General features: G+C 64.4%; 18 protein-coding genes. 7 read left to right on the top strand and 11 right to left on the bottom strand.

From position 1 onward, the window contains the following. Positions 1-5 precede the first annotated feature (5 nt). Both X726_RS164455 and X726_RS164460 read left to right on the top strand, forming a co-directional pair. On the top strand, positions 6-797 hold the full coding sequence (locus X726_RS164455) for a transporter substrate-binding domain-containing protein (RefSeq protein ID WP_023667863.1): 792 nt from the start codon (positions 6-8) through the stop codon (positions 795-797). Then, entirely contained in the window at positions 791-1,813 is a 1,023-nt protein-coding gene (locus X726_RS164460; protein WP_023732245.1) for a LacI family DNA-binding transcriptional regulator, read from the top strand. The genes X726_RS164455 and X726_RS164460 overlap by 7 nt, the downstream gene beginning before the upstream one ends. Positions 1,814-1,894: 81 nt before the next feature. Here the strand turns inward: X726_RS164460 and X726_RS164465 are convergent, their stop codons facing one another. The 6 genes from X726_RS164465 to X726_RS164490 are packed head-to-tail and all read right to left on the bottom strand — an operon-like array spanning position 1,895 to position 6,234. Beyond that, a complete protein-coding gene (locus tag X726_RS164465; protein WP_023667861.1) occupies positions 1,895-3,154 on the bottom strand; it encodes an ABC transporter substrate-binding protein in 1,260 nt (419 codons plus the stop codon). 36 nt (positions 3,155-3,190) lie between these two features. Next, on the bottom strand, positions 3,191-3,619 hold the full coding sequence (locus X726_RS164470; RefSeq protein ID WP_023667860.1) for a hypothetical protein: 429 nt from the start codon (positions 3,617-3,619) through the stop codon (positions 3,191-3,193). Continuing rightward, positions 3,616-4,671, bottom strand: a complete 1,056-nt coding sequence (locus X726_RS164475; protein WP_023667859.1) for an aldo/keto reductase — start codon at positions 4,669-4,671, stop codon at positions 3,616-3,618. The genes X726_RS164470 and X726_RS164475 overlap by 4 nt, the downstream gene beginning before the upstream one ends. Then, a complete protein-coding gene (locus X726_RS164480; protein ID WP_023667858.1) occupies positions 4,668-5,021 on the bottom strand; it encodes a TIGR04076 family protein in 354 nt (117 codons plus the stop codon). The genes X726_RS164475 and X726_RS164480 overlap by 4 nt, the downstream gene beginning before the upstream one ends. Then, positions 5,022-5,510: a DUF3830 family protein gene (locus tag X726_RS164485; protein ID WP_023667857.1), complete on the bottom strand. Its 489-nt coding sequence runs from the start codon at positions 5,508-5,510 to the stop codon at positions 5,022-5,024. A gap of 1 nt (position 5,511) precedes the next feature. Beyond that, positions 5,512-6,234, bottom strand: coding sequence for a GntR family transcriptional regulator (locus tag X726_RS164490; protein WP_023667856.1), 723 nt, complete (start codon positions 6,232-6,234; stop codon positions 5,512-5,514). A 124-nt stretch (positions 6,235-6,358) separates the two neighbouring features. Between X726_RS164490 and X726_RS164495 the strand changes: the two genes are divergently transcribed. Genes X726_RS164495 through X726_RS164515 form a run of 5 tightly spaced genes read left to right on the top strand, consistent with a single transcriptional unit; the run spans position 6,359 to position 11,079 of the window. Further along, on the top strand, positions 6,359-7,159 hold the full coding sequence (locus tag X726_RS164495) for an ABC transporter ATP-binding protein (RefSeq protein ID WP_023667855.1): 801 nt from the start codon (positions 6,359-6,361) through the stop codon (positions 7,157-7,159). Then, complete coding sequence (locus tag X726_RS164500; protein ID WP_023667854.1) at positions 7,156-7,902, top strand: ABC transporter ATP-binding protein; 747 nt, start codon at positions 7,156-7,158, stop codon at positions 7,900-7,902. The genes X726_RS164495 and X726_RS164500 overlap by 4 nt, the downstream gene beginning before the upstream one ends. Beyond that, positions 7,899-8,807 (top strand): branched-chain amino acid ABC transporter permease, encoded by a 909-nt coding sequence (locus X726_RS164505; RefSeq protein ID WP_023667853.1) that lies wholly within the window; start codon positions 7,899-7,901, stop codon positions 8,805-8,807. Before X726_RS164500 ends, X726_RS164505 begins: the two co-directional genes overlap by 4 nt. After that, positions 8,804-9,787: a branched-chain amino acid ABC transporter permease gene (locus tag X726_RS164510; RefSeq protein ID WP_031214541.1), complete on the top strand. Its 984-nt coding sequence runs from the start codon at positions 8,804-8,806 to the stop codon at positions 9,785-9,787. The genes X726_RS164505 and X726_RS164510 overlap by 4 nt, the downstream gene beginning before the upstream one ends. Next, complete coding sequence (locus X726_RS164515; protein WP_023686956.1) at positions 9,784-11,079, top strand: FAD-dependent oxidoreductase; 1,296 nt, start codon at positions 9,784-9,786, stop codon at positions 11,077-11,079. The genes X726_RS164510 and X726_RS164515 overlap by 4 nt, the downstream gene beginning before the upstream one ends. Positions 11,080-11,209: 130 nt before the next feature. On the opposite strand, the gene X726_RS164520 is transcribed toward X726_RS164515, so the two are convergent. From X726_RS164520 to ntrB, 5 genes are read right to left on the bottom strand one after another with little or no spacing between them, the layout of a single operon-like run. Continuing rightward, positions 11,210-14,047: a nitrate reductase gene (locus X726_RS164520; protein WP_023667850.1), complete on the bottom strand. Its 2,838-nt coding sequence runs from the start codon at positions 14,045-14,047 to the stop codon at positions 11,210-11,212. Between the two features lie 3 nt (positions 14,048-14,050). Beyond that, positions 14,051-14,380 (bottom strand): nitrite reductase small subunit NirD, encoded by a 330-nt coding sequence (gene nirD / locus X726_RS164525; protein WP_023686954.1) that lies wholly within the window; start codon positions 14,378-14,380, stop codon positions 14,051-14,053. 5 nt (positions 14,381-14,385) lie between these two features. After that, positions 14,386-16,836 (bottom strand): nitrite reductase large subunit NirB, encoded by a 2,451-nt coding sequence (gene nirB, locus X726_RS164530; protein WP_023667848.1) that lies wholly within the window; start codon positions 16,834-16,836, stop codon positions 14,386-14,388. A 4-nt stretch (positions 16,837-16,840) separates the two neighbouring features. Then, positions 16,841-17,638 (bottom strand): ABC transporter ATP-binding protein, encoded by a 798-nt coding sequence (locus X726_RS164535; protein WP_023667847.1) that lies wholly within the window; start codon positions 17,636-17,638, stop codon positions 16,841-16,843. A gap of 10 nt (positions 17,639-17,648) precedes the next feature. After that, positions 17,649-18,539 carry a nitrate ABC transporter permease gene (ntrB, locus tag X726_RS164540; RefSeq protein ID WP_023667846.1) on the bottom strand — a complete coding sequence of 297 codons (891 nt, stop codon included), beginning with the start codon at positions 18,537-18,539 and terminating at the stop codon, positions 17,649-17,651. Between the last annotated feature and the right edge of the window lie 71 nt (positions 18,540-18,610).

Genomic DNA, 18,610 nt, shown 5'->3' with positions numbered 1-18,610 from the left:
GAACCATGAAAACCGTACTGCGTGCCTTCGCCGCGCTGGCCATCGTGGCCGGTTCGGCTTTTCCGGCCCTTGCCGGCATGATTGACGACATCCGCTCACGCGGCACCATTCGCATCGGCGTATCGCTCGGCGGCGAGCCGATCGGCTTTCGCGATGCACAAAACAACCCTGTCGGCTACGATGTCGATGTCGCGACGCTGCTGGCGCAAAAGCTCGGCGTGCCGGTCGAGTTCGTCGACGTCTCGGGCGATGCGCGTATTTCCATGCTGGTGTCGGGACAGATCGATGTCGCGGTCGCAAACACCTCGGCAACGCTCGAGCGGGCCAAGACCGTCAACTTCACCATCCCCTACAACCGGGCCGGGCTGCGCGTCATCGTCCAGAAGGATGCCGGGATAACCGACCTCAAGGGGCTCGCCGGCAAGAAGGTTGTCGTCGGCCGCGGCACCACGGGCGAAACCTTCCTCAAGGCAGCCGTGCCGGACGCAGAGCTCGTTTATGTCGACCAGTTCGCGCCCGACGGGGTTCTGCAGCTGCAACAGAAGCGCGTCGATGCGGCGATCGAGGATTCCTCACTGCTCGATTACCTCGCAACCAAGACACCGAGCCTGGTGACGCTGCCTGGCCTCTATTCCAACGATCCGATCGGCATCGCGGTCGCCAAGGGCGATCCCGAATTCGTCCGCTGGCTCGACATGTTCGTGTCCGACTTCATCCAGTCGGGCACCTACGAGGCGACCTACAAGAAGTGGTGGGGGCCGGGCTCCAACCCGCCGGCGCTCAACCCGCTGTGGTGACACCCACTACCGGCAACCGATCGGCGCACACTCGAGGCGCCGTCGCAACGATCGCCGATGTCGCGCGGCTGGCAGGCGTGTCGCGTGCCGCGGCGAGCCGTGCGCTGTCGAGCGGACCGCGACCGGTCTCGGCGGACAAACGCGAACGTGTCGTGCAGGCCGCCGCGCAGCTCGGCTACAAACCCAATCTCCTGGCGCAAAGCCTGACCACCAAGACCGTCAATCTGGTTGCCGTCGTGGTCAACCACATTCACGACCTTTCAGATCTCGACCTGTTCGACCGTCTGCTCGACGCAATCCAGTCGATCGGCAAGCAGGTCATCCTCATCCGCATCGGCTCGGCGGAAGGGGTCGAGGATTTTCTGCGCAACGGCGTTGCCTATCATGTCGATGCCGCCGTGGTGTTCTCCGACTTTGCCGATGCAGCGACGGTGCGGCGCATGTTTCGCTCGGACCTGGTCATCATGCTGAACGGACTGCATGACGATCTGTCACCCACCGTCATTCCCGATGAAGGCGTCGGCATCGCCGAGGCCGTGGCGGATGCGGCGGCCAAGCGCGCGCGCACGGCCAGCCTGCTGACCGGCCGTTCGTCCTCGCGGGTCGAACAGCTGCGCATCGGCCACTACCTCGAAGCGTTCCGGCATCATGGAATTGAACTGCTGCAGACGGTCCAGGGAGACTATTCCTACGAGTCGGGCTATGCGGCAGCCGCCGGCCTGACGGGACGCGGCTGTCCCGATGCGGTCTTTTGTACGTCCGACGCGATGGCCATGGGTGTTCTGGATGTCTGCCGGGCGGATTTCCCCGACAACCGGCCCAGCCGCTTCCGCCTCTATGGCTTCGACAATGTGTCCCTGACCAATTTCGACGCCTACCCGATATCGTCAATCGGCTACGACAAATCAGACTATGTGGGTCATATCGTCGGCGCCCTCTCCAATCCGCAGGTCTTCATGCCCGGCCAGCCGCCTGTCGTTATATTGACCCGGCTGATTTCGCGCTTGACCGCGTAACTAGCGCCGATGTTGGACTGCTTGTCCGGCGTCGATCTCCCAGAGCTCGAACGGAGATCGCGCCGGACAATGTACCGGCGCCTACTGCAATTTCGCCTGCAGCGCGTTGACGTCGTCGGTTGTCATTTCACCGTCGGTCGTCACCTTGCCGTCGACGATCTTCCACAGCCGGAACGGACCGGTGATGTCGCCATATTTGTCGAAGCTGACCGGACCGATGACGCCTTCATAGCGGATCGGCCTGCCGTCCTTGATCAGGCCGAGCGCCTTGGCGAACTCGTCCTTGCCGGCATAGATCGGTGTGCCGGCAGGATCGACCGCCTTGTACATGGCATCCTTGATCTTGGCTGGATCCTCGGAGCCGGCAATGGCAATGGCGAGACCGACAATGGCGCCGGCATCATAGGAACGGTCGGCTGCCGGGTTCGACGGTTCGATGCCCGAAAACTCCTTGTAGTTTTTCAGGAAATAGTCGGTGGATGCCGTCGGGCTGGTGCCGGAAGAGGTACCATAGGCATCCTTCAGATAATCGGCGCCGACGGATTCGATGAAGTCCGGGCTGTTCATGCCGTCATTGAGCAGGAATTTCTGCACGCCGCCCTGCGATATCCAGGTGCGGGCGACCGTTGCGCCGTCGACCGGCGTGCTGACGAGGTAGAGTCCGTCCGGCTCGCCTCCCATCGCCGCCGTCACTTCCGAAGCATAGCTCGACTGCTTTTCATTATAGGGCGTGTCGGAGACGATGGTGCCGCCGAGCGCTTTGTAGGCACGCGAGAATTCGGCCACCATGTTGACGCCGAAGTCGTTGTTGACATGGATGATCGACAGTTTCTTGAAGCCCTTGTCGATGGCGTATTTGGCGGCGGCCACGCCTTGCAGCGCATCCGACGTGATGGTGCGGAAGAAGATGCCGTTGGTCTTGCCGTCGCGGCCAAGGGCGGTCAGCGTCGGCGAGGACGAAGCCGGCGACACCTGCACGATCTTGGCCGGCCCGGTGACCGAGGTCAAAATCGGGATCGACACCGAGGAGATGATGCCGCCGATGATCACCGGCACCTTCTTGACCTGTACCAGCTGGGTCGCGGCATCGACCGCGATATTGCCCTGGCTCTGGCTGTCGCGCGTGTCGGTTGCGAGATCGCAGCCGCGTACGCCACCGGCTTCATTGATGTCGCGGAAGGCCATTTCGACGGACTTCGCGCCGGCCTGGCCGTATTCGCCGGCCGGACCGGTGAGCTCCATGACCAGGCCGACGGTGATCTTGCAGTCCGCTGCGTGTGCGGCGCCGGCCATCGTCACGAGAGCCAGTGCTGTGGTGATTTGAAGTATCGTCTTCTTCATTGCCGTTCCCCTTTTCTTGTTTGAACTTTTGCCTGTTCAGCCTTCCGGCGCCTGCAGCCAGGTCTCATGCAGATGCCGCCATTCGACGCCGTTTGGTGCCGATGAACTGGTGGTGAAGACCGCACTGGACTGCCGGCGACTGTGTTTGCCGGCGCGCAGTTGCGCCTCGATGTAGAAGATGACGATCGTGTCCGCGTCCTGCCAACCCGGCCTGATGTCCTCGATCGATATGGCAAAACCGTCGTCGCAAGTGGCGCGGCTTGTCCGGACATGATCTACGACCGCGTCGCGATCGAGGATCTGGCCATTCGGCGCCACCATGGTGAGGCCTTCGCCCATGACAGCCTCGAAGCGGCCGAACTCCACAGCGTCGGCTCGCGCGGCGACAAACCAGTCGACGAAGAAGCGATGCAGGTCGATGATTTCAGCGCTGGCACGCGAAAAAAGGGAAGGCTCTCCGCTCATTTCTTCCCCGCATTGAGGTTGTAATGCATGATCGAGCCGTGGCGGCCATGACGGTCGCGCTCCAGCGCGTAGACATCGCCCGCGAGGCCGGTGCCTTGTGCGATGGCGGCAGCAATCCGCGCGCGATCGTCGGCGTCGAGCGCGACGTCCATGATTTTCGTATTGGCCAGCGCATGTGCCTGGTTGCGCGCACCCACAATGACGGCCGCGACCTGCGGCTGCTCGAGCACCCATGCCGAGGCGATGGTGGCAATGTCGACGCCGTGGCGATCGCCGACCGCTTTCAGCGCCTTGAGCAGGGACTGGAACAGCTCCCAGCCGCCGAAGTCGTCGATGATCAGCTTGTATTTGACCAGCGAGCGGTTTTCGAGCGGCGTGGAGGGCTCGGCCACGCCAAGCCATTTGTCGCTGAGGAAGCCGCCCGCCACCGAGCCGTAGCAGAGGAAGCGGACACCGTTCTTAGCGGCAAGGCCCGCAAGGCTGTTTGCCGGCCGCTGGTCGAGCACTGAATATTGCAGTTGCTGGCTGACCAGCGGGATGCCCGCGGAGAGGATTTCGGCTAGCCTCGGCGTATCGAAATTGGTGGTGCCGAGATTGCGCACCTTGCCTTCCAGCCGAAGCTCGTCGAGCCAACCCATCGCCTCGACGTAACGAGGCTGGTCATAATCCCACCAGTGAAACTGCACGAGGTCGATCCGCTCGGTCTTGAGCCTGCGAAGCGACTGATCGACGATGCCCCTGATGTAGTCGCGGCTGATGCCTGCCAGTCGTTCGAGGTCCGGCACCAGCTTGGTGTGCACCTTCATCCTGGCCGCGACATCGAGACCGCGCTCGCCGGCCAGCCGCAGGCGCGCGGCGCCGATCAGTTCCTCGACGCCGGTGTAGATGTCGGCGCAGTCATAGGTCCAGATGCCGGCATCGAAAGTGGCGATGAGGTCGGTCACCGCCTGGCTGCGGTCGACGGCGCCATGCCCGCCGGCCAGCTGCCAGCCACCGCGGATGACTCGCGAGATCCCATAGCCGGGGCTGAGTTCGATGGTCCTGGCGGTCATCCCTTGTCGGTCTCCTTCGGCAGCGGCACGGCCGTGGTTTCGGCATGGCTGAACCGCCGCTTGGCAAGCCTGACGATGCGGAGCCGGCTGGCGCAATTGGGATCGGGACAGGCGATCTCGGCATCCGAGGTCATCCAGTCATTTGCATGCGTCGGGCGCTGCTTTGCCGCCAGGAGCGGCAACACGGCCGAGATCGAATAGATCGAAAAACCCTGCCCTGCCGGCAGCGAGAGCATTTCGCCCTTCAGTTCGAAATAGTCGCCGGCCCTGGCGCCGCAATAGACCGGCTTGCCTTCGGGAATGACCGCTTCGACGCGCAGATCGAAGAGCTCGAAACTGTCGTCGGCCATTCAGGCCTCCACCAGGCTGAAGGTGATGTCACAGGCGCCGTTGCGGCGGATAACGCCGCAGGCGGCGGCAAACTGATCGCGCTCTCCGGCAAGCACTTGCGCGACCACGCTGCCGGCCAGCCAGCCGATCGGGAACAGCAGCCGCGCCCCCTGCCCGTAGTACAGGCCGATATCGAAGATGGCATTGGGATTGCCGCCCCACACGCGTGGCGGCACATAGGACAGCACGATATCGCCGGGCTGCGGCGTCAGCGTTGCATTCTCCGGTGGCAAAGACTGGGCATAGGCCTGGCCGTGGAGATCGGCTGACGGAACCGGGCACGAGATTTCCGGTCCTGTCCACATCGCATGGATGCCTGGGATGATGCGTGGCTGCGCCAGATACGCCAGCAGGAAGGCGGCATTCTCCGGCGCCTTTTCGGGCAATAGCAGCGCCGTCACGGAAAGCTTCGAGCGTGGTTCTGTGATGCCGATGGCGGGCTTGGGCATGTCAGTCCTTCGCCGATTGAAGTTTGTCGCGCAGGAAGGCGAAGGGGCGGCTGATGTCGGCTACCAGCGCCTCGCGCGCCGCTTGCGCATCCTGTTTGGCAAGTGCCGCGACAATGCCGCGGTGATAGTGCGCGGTATCGACCTCGCCGGCCTCGGAGAAGGCATAGATGGCGACGCGGATGCAGGGTCCCGATTGAAGCCAGAGGCTTTCGATCATCGGGATCAGCACAGCCGAGCCGCAGCAGCGGTAGATCTCAAAATGGAAGCTCTGGTTGAGCGTCGCTTCGCGATCGATATCCTTCTTGTGCTTCAGGGCCCGCATCTCGTCCCATTCGCCCAGCATGGCTTCGATCGACGCGATCTGGCGCGGGCTCATGCGCCTGGCGGCAAGCGCGATCGCTTCGCCTTCGATGAGTGAGCGGGCACGCAGGAGGTCGTCGATGCGCTCCAGCGTGATCGGCGGCACGCGAACGGAACGGTTGGGCAGCGCCTCCAGTGCCTTTTCCGTGATCAGCCGGCCGAGCGCTTCGCGTACCGGCATGGTCGAGGTGACCAGCGCATCGGCAAGACCGCGGATGGTCAGCACCTGGTTCGGCTCGAAAAGGCCACCGATCAGAGCACGGCGCAACTCGGAATAGACGCGATCCTGCACCGTCTCGCGGCCGACCGGCGTAAGCTGGGCTGCGATCGTCTCGTTGTTCTTTTCGATGGCAGCCTTCTGCATTACCGGCATTTGCCCCGTTTTCGGCTTGCGAATGAAATTAAAGCCGAATAGCGTGATCAAAGCAAGTGTGATCACAAATCAAAAATCAGGAGGCGACAACGATCGTCTTCGGCCAGAGGGTTTGATGAGCGATGCAGCGCAGCGCCAAGGGCAGGAGACCCGTCCGCCGGTTCTGACGGCACGAAACGTCATCAGGCGTTTTGGCGGCCTGATCGCCGTCGACAATGTCTCGTTTGATGTCAAAGCGGGCGAAATCCTCGGCCTGATCGGACCCAATGGCGCCGGCAAGACGACCATGTTCGACCTGCTCGCCGGCAGCATATTGCCGACCAGCGGCGATATCCTGCTCAGTGGCACGCGCGTCTCCGGCGAAGCCGCTCATCTGCGTATCGGCCGTGGTCTTGGCCGCACCTTCCAGATCCCGCGCCCCCTGCCCAATCTGACGCTGATCGAAAACATCATGCTGGCGGCGCAGGGCCAAGCCGGCGAAAAATTGCTCGCCAACTTCGTCACGCCGTGGCGAGTGGCGGCACAGGAAAGAGCAGCCAGGGCAAAGGCACTCGAGCTGCTCGAGCTCGTCTCGCTCGCTCGGCTGGCGCACGAACCGGCGCGCGTGCTTTCCGGCGGTCAACGCAAGCTGCTCGAACTCGCCCGCGTCATGATGGCCGATCCGGCGATCATCCTGCTCGACGAACCGGCCGCCGGCGTCAACGCGACGCTGCTCGAGATCATCATCGACCGCATCCGCGACATCAACGCGCACGGCATCACCTTTCTGCTGATCGAGCACAATATCGACATGGTGACGCGGCTCTGCCACCGCGTGCTGGTCATGGCGAGCGGCCAGTTGCTCAGCGAAGGCACGGCAGAGGAAGTCGCCCGCGACCCGCGCGTCATCGAGGCTTATCTCGGGGGCGCCACATGAACGAGACCGTCCTCGACGTGCGCAACCTCGAAGCCGGCTATGAGCTTGGCGTGCCGATCGTGCGCGGCGCCTCGATCACCGTCGGCAAGGGCGAGATCGTCGTCGTGCTCGGTCCCAACGGCGCCGGCAAGTCGAGCTTCATCAAGGCGATCGCCGGCCTTGTCCCGATCACCGGCGGCACCGTATTTCTGGACGGCAAGGACATCACCGCCGCTCCCGCGCACACCATGGTTCGGCTCGGCCTGGCCTTCGTACCGCAGACGGAGAACATCTTCCCGCTGATGTCGGTCGAGGACAATCTGAAGGTCGCCTGCGGCATCCTCGAGCGACGCGAAATCCCTGCCCGCATCGAGGAAATGTATGCGGCCTTCCCCGACCTCGTCCGCCAGCGCCGCACCGCCGCCGGCAATCTGTCGGGCGGACAGCGGCAGATGCTCGCCGTCGCACGTGCGCTGATCGTCCATCCCAAGGTGCTGCTGCTCGACGAGCCATCGGCCGGCCTCTCGCCGAAATTCGTATCGATGGTGTTCGAGATGCTGGCCGGCATCCGCAGGTCCGGCGTCACCATCCTGCTGGTCGAACAGAACGCCAAGGCAGCGCTGGCCATCGGCGACCGCGCCTATGTGCTGGTCGAAGGCAAGGACCGGCACGAGGGTGTGGCGTCCGAATTGTGGAACGATCCTGTCGTCGCCGAACTCTATCTCGGCCAACGCCCTCACGCCGGCAAGGGAGGCGCGGCATGAGCCTGCAATTTGTCGTCGATGGGTTGCTGACCGGTTCGATGATCGGCCTCGGCGCCATTGGCGTGACGCTCACCTATTCGATCCTGCGCTTCTCGAACTTCGCCCATGGCGACTTCATGGCCTGGGGCACCTATGCGACGCTCGCCGTCGTCAGCACCATCGGCGCGATGTTCGGCAAGGTGGAGCCCATTGGACCGCTGTCTTTCGGCTGGTCGCTGCTGGTTGCGCTGGTTGTCGGCATGATTTTCACTGCCCTGCTGGCGCTGTTGCTCGACAAGGTGCTGTTTTCGCGGCTTCGCTCGCAGGGGCAAGCCATCATCGTGGTGATGGCGAGCTTCGGCGCCTCGATGGCGCTGCGCAGCCTGCTCGAATTCACCTTCAGCTCACGGCCGACCTATTTCAGCCGCGCGATCCAGATCGCCATGCCGGTCGGCTTCGGCATCCGCATCACGCCCGATCAGATCGCGCTTCTGCTGCTGACCGCCGTGCTGGTGCTCGGCGTGCATCTGTTGATGACACGCACGCAGACCGGCCGCTCCATGCAGGCGCTGAGCCAGAATGCAGCGCTGGCCCGCATCGTCGGTATCGACGTTGCCTCCGTTGTGCGTGTCACCTGGATCATCGGCGGGGCGCTGGCCTGCGTGGCCGGCGTGATGATCGGCATTCTGGTGCAGATCCGCCCGTTCATGGGCTTCGACATGCTGCTGCCGATGTTTGCAGCAGCCATCCTCGGCGGCATCGGCAGCATTCCGGGCGCTGTGCTCGGCGGCTTGATCATCGGTCTTGCCGAAGCCGGTGCGGTGCAGCTGATCGGCGCCGAATGGCGCGCCGCAATCTCCTTCATCATCCTGATGGCGGTGCTGTTCGTTCGGCCGATCGGCCTGTTTGGTGTGAGGGAACGCTGATGGACCTGCTCGGCTACGGCGCCTTCTTCCTGACCACCGCACTGATCTTTTCGCTGGTCACACTGGGGCTCAATCTGCAGTGGGGGCTGACTGGCCTTTTCAATGTCGGCCTTGCCGGATTCGTCGCCATCGGCGCCTATACATCGGCGCTGCTGACGACCCCGGACGATGCCGCGCGCTTCGGCGGCTTTGGTCTGCCGATCCTGGTCGGCTGGGCGGGCGCCATGGTCGTCGGCGGTATCGCCGCAGCACTTACCGGCATGGCCACGCTGCGTCTGCGATCCGACTACCTGGCGATCACCACCTTCGGCGTCGCCGTCGTCGTGCAGCTGGTCGCGCTCAACGCGCAGAAACTCACCGGCGGCCCGTTCGGCATCGGTTTCATCCCGCGCCCGTTCGGCGGCCTTGCCGAAACGCCGCTGCTGTTCAACCTGTCGAACCTCGCCGTCGTTTCGGCTGTGACGCTGATCGCCTATCTCGCTCTGGAGCACCTGTCGCGCAGCCCCTGGGGCCGCGTGCTCAAGGCGCTGCGCGAGGACGAGCGAGCGGCGATTTCGCTGGGCAAGAGCGCGCGCTTCTACCGCGTCCAGGCCTTCGCCGTCGGCGGCGCTATCATGGCGCTGGCCGGCGCTTTGCAGGCGCATTTCACCGGCTTCATCGCGCCCGATAACTATCTGCCGATCCTGACCTTCCAGGTCTGGGTGATGCTGATCGTCGGCGGCTCGGGCAGCAATGCCGGCGCCATTGCCGGCAGCATCCTGGTCTGGGCGATATGGGCGGGGTCGGGCACGCTGACCAGCGTGCTGTTTGCGCCCGAGCAGCAAGCACGCGCGGCCTCGCTGCAGATCGTCGCCATCGGCGTCATGCTCTGCGTCATCCTGCTGATCCGGCCGAACGGATTGTTCGGCGACCGGCCGCGCCGGCCGAAGCCCGGCAAACAGACAAAGGCGGCGGCCAGCGAGAACGAGGCCGGACCATGAATGCCATGATCCGGCAAGACGTGCATGGCGTTTCACTCTGGCATGCCGTCAGCCGCAACCGCCGCGACCGGGGCACGCTGCAAGGCGGGCTCGACGTCGATCTCGCAATCGTTGGCGGCGGCTTTTCCGGCCTGTCGACGGCATTGCATGCCGCCGAGAAGGGGCTTTCGGTCGCGGTCCTCGAAGCCGAATTCATTGCCTGTGGTGCGACCGGCCGGAATGCCGGCTTCGTCGTTCCGAACTTTGCCAAGCGGGATCCAGACGACATCATCACCGAACTCGGACCCGAGCGCGGCGGGAGGCTGATCGATTTCGCCGCGGGAAGCGCTGACCTGGTCTTCGGCCTGATCAAGCGGCATGGCATCGAATGCGACGCTGTGCAGAATGGTTGGATCCAGCCGGCGCATTCGTCCGCCGCGCTGGAAAAGACGCGATCGCGCGCCGAGCAATGGGCGGCGCGGGGCAGGCCGACCGTAACGCTCGATGCCAAGGCGGTCACGACGCTCACCGGTATCGGCGGCTACGCCGGCGGTTGGATGGATAACTCGGGCGGCGTCCTCAATCCGGTCGAGTATGCGCGCGGCCTGGCCGATGCCGCCGAAAAAGCCGGCGCGCGGATCTTCGAGCAGACGCGCGTCGCTTCCATCGACCGCGCTGCGGATGGCTGGACCTTGACGACCGCATCCGGCGCCGTGCGTGCGGGCAAGGTGGTGATCGCCACCAACGCCTATGGCGGGGCACTGAACCGGACACTGGCGCGGACCTATATCCCGCTGAAAGTCTTCCAGATCGCCACTGCGCCGCTGTCGCGGGCCATACGCGCGCGCCTGCTGCCCGGCGGCCAGGGCGTTGGCGACACCAGGCGCAACCTGTTCACGTGCCGCTTCGATGGCCAGAACCGGCTGATCAGCGGCGGCATGCATGTCGTCGGAGCCGGCGCTGAGACGCGCATGCCGCAAACGATTTGGCGACGGCTCGCCAGGCATCTCGATTTGCCTGACCTGCCGCCGCTTGCCTACAGCTGGACAGGCGTGGCGGCGGTGGTGCCGGATTTCCTGCCGCGTCTCATCGACCTCGGCCCGGGCCTGATCGCCGGCTTCGCCTGCAACGGTCGCGGCATCGCCATGACCACGGCAATGGGCAAAGTGCTGGCGGACTGGGCGAGCGGAACGGACGCCCGATTTCTGCCGCTCCCCTTCGCACCGCCAGCGCCGATCCCGCTGCACAACCTCGTGCGCTATGCACCGAATATGCTGCTCCCCTGGAGCATCCTGCGCGACCGGCTGGATTAGACAGCCAAGCCAGGTGATCCTCCTGCCGGCGCGCTCACAGCGACCCGAAAAGGACCGCCACACCTTCCGCAATCGATGACCGTGGTGGCCCAAGAGGATATAGTCAGATCCCCTCCCCATCCAGCCGCATCTACTCCGCAGCCTGAACCCGATTGGCCTGGATGACCGCCCGGATCTCGGACCGGCAGGAGCCGCAATTGGTGCCGGCCTTCAGGGCGCCGCCTATGGCTTCGACTGTCGCGCACCCGGCTGCCACTGCCGCCGCGATCTGGTTGACCCCGACGCTGAAACAGGAGCAGACGGTCGCGCCCGCATCGGGCCGATCGGCGCCGGCGCGACCGGCGACGATCCTGAAGCGTTCGCGTTGGCTGGTGTGAACCTCCTGGAGTTGCTGTGCCGCCCAACCCCGCGAAACCGCCACCGGTCCCGACGCGATAAACAAAGCCCCGGCGAGGTGCTGGTCGTCGAAGGCAGCAATACGATGCTGGCCGGTATCGCGGTCGTGATAAGCGAGCGTATCGGCTACGGGAACATCGAAAAGCGAACCAGCAAAACCAGCCCAGTCGATGTCGTCGTCAGCAAAGGCAAGCTCCACCCGCCAGCCGCCCTTGCATTTGGCCACGGCCCAGTAATCTGCTGCGACCGCCACCGGCTTGCGGCGCACCACGGCGAAGCCGAAGGCTCTCGCGGCGAACTTCTCGATGCGGGCGCCGACATGTTTCAGCGCAGGCTGACCGGAAACCGGATCGGTCAGAGGCGCGGTCAGCGTGTCGAGCCGGCCTTTTGCCGAAAACTGGTCAGTCCAGTGCATCGGCGCAAACACGCTGCCCTGGCGCTGGCGTGCCGTCACCAGCGCGCGCACCAGCACATCGCCGCGCGGGCTGGAGACGCGCACGATGTCGGCGTCGCCAATGCCGTGATGCGTGGCATCCGCGGGGTGGATCTCGACGAAGGGCTCGGCCATGTGCTGGGAGAGACGTGGGCTTTTCCCAGTGCGGGTCATCGTGTGCCAATGGTCGCGAACACGGCCGGTGTTGAGGATCAGCGGATAGTCCGGGCTGGTGCGTGTCTCGACGATGGGACGAATGGCGATGAAGCGGGCCTTGCGGTCGGGATTGTAGAAATTGCCGTTGGCGAAGAAGCGGGTGCTGGAAGGGTCAAGTCCCGCTTGAACACCCCCCTCTGTCCTGCCGGACATCTCCCCCGCAAGGGGGGAGATTGGCAGCTTTGACGCCGGCATATCTTCTGCATCGTTGGTAATTGGCGAAGGCCGAGGCGACGGCTGATCTCCCCCCTTGCGGGGGAGATGGCCGGCAGGCCAGAGGGGGGTGGCTGTGCTCGGCGCCGGCCACTGGAACGGAGCCAATTCTTCATAGGCGTCGGCATCGATCGCACCATAAGCGCCGATATCGAAATCCCGCGCGCCGTCATTCTCGAAACCCGACAGCGCGGCGTGTTCGGCGAAAACCTCCGCCGGCGTCACATGCGCAAACGCCTCGCCAAACCCCATCCGCTTGCCCACCTCGGCAATGATCTGCCAATCCGGCCGCGCCTCGCCGGGCACCGCAAGAAAGCTGCGCTGGCGCGAGATGCGGCGCTCTGAATTGGTCACGGTGCCGTCCTTCTCGCCCCAGGCGGCGGCGGGTAGCCGCACATGGGCGTGACGCACGGTGTCCGTGCTCGCCAGCACATCCGAAACCACGACAAACGGGCAGGCCTTGATCGCCGCCTCGACGGCATCGGCATCCGGCATCGAGTCGACCGGGTTGGTGGCCATGATCCACAATGCCTTGATGCGGCCGGCGGCGATCGCCTGAAACATCTCGACCGCCTTCAGACCGGGCTTTGGGGCGACGGCCGGCGCATTCCAGAAACGCTGCACGCGGTCACGGTGCTCGGGGTTTTCGATCTCCATATGGGCGGCCAGCATATTGGCCATGCCGCCGACCTCGCGGCCGCCCATGGCGTTGGGCTGGCCGGTCACTGAAAACGGTCCTGCCCCAGGTTTGCCGATGCGGCCGGTGGCGAGATGGCAGTTGATGATGGCGTTGACCTTGTCGGTGCCCGAAGACGACTGGTTCACTCCCTGGCTGTAGACAGTGACGGTTTTCGCAGTCGCGGCGAACAGGTTGTAGAAGCGGGTGAGCTCGTCCTCGCTCAGGCCGGTGGCGGCGGCAATGCCGGCAAGGTCGAGCGCCGATGCGGCGAAGAGAGCTTGGCCGAAGCCGGTCGTGTGTGCGGTCACATAGCCGCGGTCGAGTGCGTTGTGCTGGCCGAGCCAGGCGAGCAGACCAGTGAACAAAGCAACGTCGCCATCCGGCGCGATCGCCAGGTGAATGTCGGCGATATCAGCGGTCATGGTGCGGCGCGGGTCGACCAGCACGACCTTCATCTCCGGTCGTTTTTCCCGGGCCGCCGCGATGCGCTGGAAGAGCACGGGATGGCACCAGGCGAGATTGGAGCCGACCAGCACGATCAGGTCGGCGAGCTCGAGATCCTCGTAGGTGCCGGGCACGGTGTCGGAGCCGAAGGCGCGGCGGTGGCCGGCAACCGAGGAGGCCATGCATAGCCGCGAATTGGTGTCGATGTTGGCCGAGCCGATGAAGCCCTTCATCAGCTTGTTGGCGACATAGTAGTCTTCGGTCAGCAACTGGCCGGAGACATAGAAGGCGACGGAGTCAGGACCGTGCTCGGCGATGGTTTGCGAAAAGGTCGAAGCGACGCGGTCGAGCGCCTCGTCCCAGCCGGCACGGCGACCGTGGATTTCGGGGTAGAGCAGCCTGCCGTCGAGGTCGATGATTTCGGCCAGGGCCGAGCCCTTGGAGCAGAGCCGGCCGAAGTTCGCTGGATGGTCGGGGTCGCCGCGGACGCTGACTTCACCGTCCGCGGCGACTTTCGCCAGCACGCCGCAACCCACCCCGCAATAGGGGCAGGTGGTCCTCACCTCGCGCGCTTCGCCCAGTTCCATGCTTCAGGCCGCGCGGCTGGCCAGCGCTTTCAGCGCAATGAACAGGAGCTCGCCCTCGATCCGCACAGGAATGGTGCGCACGGCGCCCTCGTCGGCGCCGAGCGCCTTGCCCGTCTCCAGCGAGATGACCCAATTGTGCAAGGGACAGGTGACGGCGGTGCCGTGGACGATGCCTTGGCTCAGCGGCCCACCTCTGTGCGGGCAATGATCGTCGATGGCATAGACCTGATCGTCCTGCGTGCGGAAGACGGCGATCTTGCCCTCGGGTGTGTCGACGCAGCGCGCGCCACGCCGCGGGATGTCGGAGAGTGAGCCGATCGATATCCAGTCCATTTTGATCACTCCGCCGCCTGCGCAAACCCGACAGAAGCCATTGGCCGGAACTCGTGCTTGTCCTTGCCGGAGACGCGTTCCGACCACGGGTCGACCTGGGCGAATTTCTGGCTGAAGACGAAGCGCTCGTAATAGGCCTTGCGCTTTGCACCGTCGTCCATGATCTGGCGCTTGATCTCGGGGATGCCGATGCGCTTGGCCCATTTGTAGATGCGCTCGAGATAGCGGCCCTGCTCGCGGTACATCTGCGTCAGCGCCACGATATGCTCCAGCGCCTCGTCTTCGGTCTTGACCAGGCCAAGCACTTCGGTGCCCTTGATGTCGAGGCCGGCGGCGCCGGCGAAATGGATCTCGTAGCCACTGTCGACACAGATCACGCCGACATCCTTGCAGGTCGCCTCGGCGCAGTTGCGCGGACAGCCCGACACCGCCATCTTAACCTTGGCCGGGGTCCACGAGCCCCACATGAATTTCTCGATGCGAATGCCGAGGCCGGTCGAATCCTGCGTGCCGAAGCGGCACCAGTCGGAGCCGACACAGGTCTTCACCGTGCGCAGGCCCTTGGCGTAAGCATGGCCTGAGACGAAGCCGGCCTGGCCGAGATCGGCCCACACCGCCGGCAGATCCTCCTTGCGGATGCCCAGCATGTCGATGCGCTGGCCGCCGGTGACCTTGACCATCGGTATCTCGAACTTATCGACGACGTCGGCGATGGCGCGCAGTTCGGCGGCGTTGGTGACGCCGCCCCACATGCGCGGCACCACCGAATAGGTGCCGTCCTTCTGGATGTTGGCGTGGACGCGTTCGTTGATGAAGCGCGACTGATAGTCGTCGGCGTAATCGTTCGGCCAGTCGCAGACGAGATAGTAGTTGAGCGCCGGCCGACATTTTGCGCAGCCGCAGGAGGTCGTCCATTCCAGCTCCTGCATGACGGCGGGAATGGTCTTCAGGCTCTTGGCGATGATCAGCCGGCGCACCTCGTCATGGCCGAGCGTGGTGCAGCCGCACATCGGTTGCACGGCGGCCGGGTTGTATTTGTCGCCGATGGTCAGCACCATCAGCTTCTCGACCAGCCCGGTGCACGAACCGCAGGAAGCCGATGCCTTGGTGTGGGCGCGCACGTCGTCGAGCGAAGCCAGGCCCTTGGCCGTGATCGCGCCGGTGATCTTGCCCTTGCAAACGCCGTTGCAGCCGCAGATTTCCGCATCATCCGGCAAGGCTGCAACGGCCGCCATAGGGTCCAGCGGGGCACCCCCCTGGTAGGACTGGCCGAAGATGAGCGTGTCGCGCATCTCCGATATGTCGGTCTGCTTCTTCTTGAGATCGTTGAACCAGGCCCCATCCGCCGTCTCGCCATAAAGCACGGTGCCGATGATGCGGTCGTCCTTGAGCACAAGGCGCTTGTAGACGCCGGCGGCGGCATCGCGCAGCACGATCTCCTGGCGGTCCTCGCCTTCGGCGAAGTCGCCAAGCGAGAACAGGTCGATGCCGGTGACCTTGAGCTTGGTCGGCGTGTCCATGTGGACGAAGGCCGCTGCCTCGTTGCCGGCCAACTGGTTCGCGGCAACGCGCGCCATCTCGTAGAGCGGCGCGACCAGCCCGTAGACCTGGCCGTTGACCTCGGCGCATTCGCCGAGCGCGTAGATGTCGGGGTCGTTGCTGCGCATGCCGGCATCGACGACAATACCACGATTGACGGCTATGCCGGCCTCCTTGGCCAGCGCCGCATTCGGCCGGATGCCGACCGCCATCACCACCAGCGTTGCCGGGATAATATTGCCGTCGGCAAGCTCCACCTGCCCGACCTTGCCGTTGCCGGTGATCGCCTGGGTGTTGGCCTTGGTGATGACCTTGATGCCGCGCTGTTCCACCGCGCGCTGCAGGAGATAGCCGGCGGCTGGATCGAGCTGACGCTCCATCAATGTCGGCATGACATGCAGCACGGTGACGTCCATGCCTTGGGCGTTCAAACCTGCTGCCGCCTCCAGCCCGAGCAGGCCACCGCCGATGACCACGGCCTTGGCGCGCGACTGGGCGGCAAGCATCATGGCCTGAACATCGTCGAGGTCGCGATAGGTCAGCACCCCCGGCAGATCATGGCCGGGCACCGGAATGATAAAGGGCACCGATCCGGTGGCGATGACGAGCTTGTCGTAAGGCTCGGTGACGCCGTGATCGGAGGTGACTGTCTTGGCCGCCCGGTCGATGGCGACGATCTTGTGACCTTTGTAGAGGGTGATGTTGTTGGCGATGTACCAGCCGTCGCCGTGGATGATGATTTCCTCATAGGCCTTTTCGCCGGAGAGAACCGGCGACAGCATGATGCGGTCGTAGTTCACCCGCGGCTCGGCGTTGAAAATGGTCACGGTGTAGCGGCCCGGCGCCTGTTCGAGCAGATGCTCCAGCATGCGCCCGGGGGCCATGCCGTTGCCGATGATGACGAGTTTTTCGGTCATGGCGTTACTCCGCGGCTTCGACGAAGCGGTGGCGTTCATAGAGGAACTTCAGCACCGCTTCGCGGCAGCGCAGGAAGGTGCGGTCGGAAGAGAGTTCGACGCGTCGACGCGGCCGCAGCAGCGGCACCGCAAGCACCTCGCCGATTGTCGCCGCCGGACCGTTGGTCATCATGACGATGCGGTCGGACAACAGCACCGCCTCGTCGACATCGTGGGTGATCATGATCGTCGTCGAGCCGAGCCGGGAATGGATGTCCATAACCGCATCCTGCAGATGGGCGCGCGTCAGCGCGTCGAGTGCCCCGAACGGCTCGTCGAGCAACAGGATCTTCGGCTCCATGGCAAGCGCCCGGGCAATGCCGACGCGCTGCTTCATGCCGCCCGATATTTCGGCCGGCCGCTTGTCCTTGGCATGGGCCATCTGCACGAGATCGAGATTGCGCATGATCCAGTCATGTCGCTCGGTCCTGCTCTTGGAACGGCCAAAGACTTTCGACACCGCCAGGCTGATGTTTTCGTAGACGGTGAGCCATGGCAGCAGGCTGTGGTTCTGGAACACCACGGCGCGCTCGGGTCCGGGGCTGTCGACCTCCTTGTTTTCAAGCAGCACGGCGCCGGCGGAAACCTTGGTCAGCCCGGCGATCAGATTGAGCAAGGTCGACTTGCCACAGCCGGAATGGCCGATGATGGAGACGAATTCGCCCTTGTCGATGGTCAGCCTGATGTCCTTGAGCACCTCGCTGACCTGACCGCCGCGGGCAAAGGATTTGTCGATATGGTCGAGCTTCAGATAGGCCGTCATCGCCCTCTCCTCACTTTGCCGTTGTGCCGCGGGTGACGAAAGCGCCGACCGCAGCGACCAGGCGGTCGAGGCAGAAGCCGGTGACGCCGATATAGGCGAGCGCGACGATGATGTCGGGCAGCCGCGACGAGTTCCAGGCGTCCCAGATGAAGAAGCCGATGCCGACGCCGCCGGTCAGCATTTCGGCGGCGACGATGGCGAGCCAGGACAGGCCGATGCCGATCCTTAAGCCGGTGAAGATGTAGGGTGCGGCGGCCGGAACCATGATCTTGACGAAGAATTCGAACTGGTTGAGCCGCAAGATGCACGAGACGTTGCGGTAGTCTTCCGGAATGTTTCGCACGCCGACGGCGGTGTTGATGATGATCGGCCAGATCGAGGTGATGAAGATAACGAACAGCGCCGACGGGCTGGAATCGCGGAAAGCAGCCAGCGACAGCGGCAACCAGGCCAGCGGCGGCACGGTGCGCAGTATCTGGAACACCGGATCAAGGCCACGCATGGCCCAGATCGACTGGCCGACCAGGGCGCCGAGCGCGACGCCGACGATCGCCGCCAGGCCGAAGCCGATGGCGACGCGCTGCAGAGAGATCAGCACCCGCCACGCAAGGCCGATATCCTGCGGGCCGTTGTTGAAGAACGGATGCGCGATCAGGTCATAGGCCTCGTTCCACACCTGGCTGGGCGGCGGCAGGCTGGCGGTCGGCGACGAGCAGGCGATCTGCCACACGACCAGCATCAAGGCGATAACGATGACCGGCGGCACCAGGGCGGTGGCCAGCCTGCCGGCGATCGCGATCGGGTCGAAGCGGCGCCGCGCTTTGGCGGTGAAAGCGATGACCGCGGCAGGCTTGGCGGGGAACGCCTTCACCGTGGTTTCCTCAATGGCTTGGATGGACATGTCTGACAATAACTCCGGGGTCGATGCGGGCGACAACGGCGAAGCGCCGTTGCGCTGGGGCGACAAACGGC

Source organism: Mesorhizobium sp. LSJC285A00, assembly GCF_000503155.1.
Lineage (GTDB): Bacteria > Pseudomonadota > Alphaproteobacteria > Rhizobiales > Rhizobiaceae > Mesorhizobium.
This window is presented reverse-complemented; position numbering and strand designations above follow the sequence as displayed.

What these genes read in the sequence shown, in the direction of transcription:
- X726_RS164475 (WP_023667859.1), bottom strand. Translation starts at nt 4,671, where the DNA reads ATGACCGCCAGGACCATCGAACTCAGCCCCGGCTATGGGATCTCGCGA.
- X726_RS164535 (WP_023667847.1), bottom strand. Translation starts at nt 17,638, where the DNA reads ATGACGGCCTATCTGAAGCTCGACCATATCGACAAATCCTTTGCCCGC.
- X726_RS164520 (WP_023667850.1), bottom strand. Translation starts at nt 14,047, where the DNA reads ATGGAACTGGGCGAAGCGCGCGAGGTGAGGACCACCTGCCCCTATTGC.
- X726_RS164485 (WP_023667857.1), bottom strand. Translation starts at nt 5,510, where the DNA reads ATGCCCAAGCCCGCCATCGGCATCACAGAACCACGCTCGAAGCTTTCC.
- X726_RS164490 (WP_023667856.1), bottom strand. Translation starts at nt 6,234, where the DNA reads ATGCAGAAGGCTGCCATCGAAAAGAACAACGAGACGATCGCAGCCCAG.
- X726_RS164505 (WP_023667853.1), top strand. Translation starts at nt 7,899, where the DNA reads ATGAGCCTGCAATTTGTCGTCGATGGGTTGCTGACCGGTTCGATGATC.
- X726_RS164455 (WP_023667863.1), top strand. Translation starts at nt 6, where the DNA reads ATGAAAACCGTACTGCGTGCCTTCGCCGCGCTGGCCATCGTGGCCGGT.
- X726_RS164465 (WP_023667861.1), bottom strand. Translation starts at nt 3,154, where the DNA reads ATGAAGAAGACGATACTTCAAATCACCACAGCACTGGCTCTCGTGACG.
- X726_RS164495 (WP_023667855.1), top strand. Translation starts at nt 6,359, where the DNA reads ATGAGCGATGCAGCGCAGCGCCAAGGGCAGGAGACCCGTCCGCCGGTT.
- nirB (WP_023667848.1), bottom strand. Translation starts at nt 16,836, where the DNA reads ATGACCGAAAAACTCGTCATCATCGGCAACGGCATGGCCCCCGGGCGC.
- ntrB (WP_023667846.1), bottom strand. Translation starts at nt 18,539, where the DNA reads ATGTCCATCCAAGCCATTGAGGAAACCACGGTGAAGGCGTTCCCCGCC.
- X726_RS164470 (WP_023667860.1), bottom strand. Translation starts at nt 3,619, where the DNA reads ATGAGCGGAGAGCCTTCCCTTTTTTCGCGTGCCAGCGCTGAAATCATC.
- X726_RS164515 (WP_023686956.1), top strand. Translation starts at nt 9,784, where the DNA reads ATGAATGCCATGATCCGGCAAGACGTGCATGGCGTTTCACTCTGGCAT.
- X726_RS164500 (WP_023667854.1), top strand. Translation starts at nt 7,156, where the DNA reads ATGAACGAGACCGTCCTCGACGTGCGCAACCTCGAAGCCGGCTATGAG.
- nirD (WP_023686954.1), bottom strand. Translation starts at nt 14,380, where the DNA reads ATGGACTGGATATCGATCGGCTCACTCTCCGACATCCCGCGGCGTGGC.
- X726_RS164480 (WP_023667858.1), bottom strand. Translation starts at nt 5,021, where the DNA reads ATGGCCGACGACAGTTTCGAGCTCTTCGATCTGCGCGTCGAAGCGGTC.